Origin of the sequence: Mesorhizobium sp. M5C.F.Ca.IN.020.32.2.1, from assembly GCF_004023105.1 — a bacterium.
In the GTDB taxonomy this organism is placed as follows: domain Bacteria; phylum Pseudomonadota; class Alphaproteobacteria; order Rhizobiales; family Rhizobiaceae; genus Mesorhizobium; species Mesorhizobium wenxiniae.
In genome coordinates this window covers 1-1600 of the sequence record NZ_RZSX01001156.1, presented here as the reverse complement: position 1 = coordinate 1600, position 1600 = coordinate 1, and the positions used below count along the sequence as shown (strand labels likewise).

1 protein-coding gene is annotated in these 1600 nt (G+C 61.8%); it reads right to left on the bottom strand.

Translation table 11 applies throughout. The features are described 5' to 3' along the window. Window positions 1-1433 (bottom strand): acyl-CoA carboxylase subunit beta (locus EOA86_RS33865; RefSeq protein ID WP_164892292.1); only part of this gene is annotated, 1433 nt, incomplete at its 3' end. Window positions 1434-1600: the final 167 nt, after the last annotated feature.

The window sequence follows — 1600 nt, the reverse complement described above, 5'->3', positions numbered from 1 at the left end:
ATGATCACCTCATCGACATAGCCGCGCTCGGCGGCGACGAAGGGCGACAGGAAGCGATCCTCGTAAGCCTTTGTATGCGCTGCGATCTTCTTCGCATCGCCGATGTCCTTGCGATAGATGATCTCGACCGCGCCCCTGGCGCCCATCACCGCGATCTGCGCCGTCGGCCAAGCATAGTTCATGTCGCCGCGCAGATGCTTTGACGCCATCACGTCATAAGCGCCGCCATAGGCCTTTCGGGTGATGACGGTGATCTTCGGGACGGTCGCTTCGGCATAGGCGAACAAAAGCTTGGCGCCGTGCTTGATCAGCCCGCCATATTCCTGCGCGGTGCCAGGCAGAAAGCCTGGAACGTCGACAAAGGTGACGATCGGAATTGAGAAACAGTCGCAGAAGCGCACGAATCGCGCCGCCTTGCGGCTGGCGTCGGAATCGAGCACGCCGGCCAGCACCATCGGCTGGTTGGCGACGAAGCCCACCGTGCGGCCTTCGACGCGGCCGAAGCCGGTGACGATGTTTTTCGCAAAACTCTGCTGGATCTCGAAGAAGTCACCCTCGTCGGCAACTTTAAGGATCAACTCCTTGATGTCGTAGGGTTTATTAGCGTTGTCGGGGATCAGCCGGTCGAGCGACAGATCGTGATCGGTGACCGACTGGTAGCATTCGATCTCGGGGATATCAGCCGTATTGGAGGCAGGCAGCAGATCGACCAGCCGGCGCATCTGCAGCAACGCCTCGACGTCATTGTCGTAGGCGCCATCGGCAATCGAGGACTTGGTCGTGTGGACGGAGGCGCCGCCGAGGCTCTCGGCAGTCACCGTTTCGTTGGTGACCGTCTTCACCACGTCCGGCCCGGTGACGAACATGTAGGACGTGTCGCGCACCATGAAGATGAAGTCGGTCATGGCAGGCGAATAGACGTCGCCGCCGGCGCAAGGGCCCATGATCAGTGAAATCTGCGGGATAACGCCGGAGGCGAGCACATTGCGCTGGAATATCTCGGCATAACCGCCAAGTGCTGACACGCCTTCCTGGATGCGGGCGCCGCCGGCGTCGTAGAGGCCGATGATCGGTGCGCGGTTGCGCAGCGCCATCTCCTGCACCTTGACCACCTTTTCGGCGTGGGCCTCGGACAGCGAGCCGCCGAACACGGTAAAGTCCTTGGCGAAGACATAGACCGGGCGGCCATTGACGGTGCCCCAGCCGGTGACGACGCCGTCGCCGGCGATCTTGGTCTTCTCCATGCCGAAATCGGTCGAGCGGTGCTCGACATACATGTCGAACTCCTCGAACGAGCCCTCGTCGAGAAAGACGTCGATGCGTTCGCGCGCGGTGAGCTTGCCCTTCTTGTGCTGAGCGTCGATGCGGGCCCGGCCGCCGCCCATACGCGCCATGTCCCGGCGGCGCTCGAGTTCCTTCAGCACGTCCTTCATCGCTCGATCCCCAAAAACGGAAAGCCTGATTTGTGGTAATCATGGCAGCAGGGCAGCGCAAGCGCCGCTTCGCCATGGCTTTCGCTGCGCTGCAACATAACGCCCCTTGCATTTCGCGGCGAACTGGGCCATATGCGGCGACATAGGCGCTTGGGCCGGGAGTATCC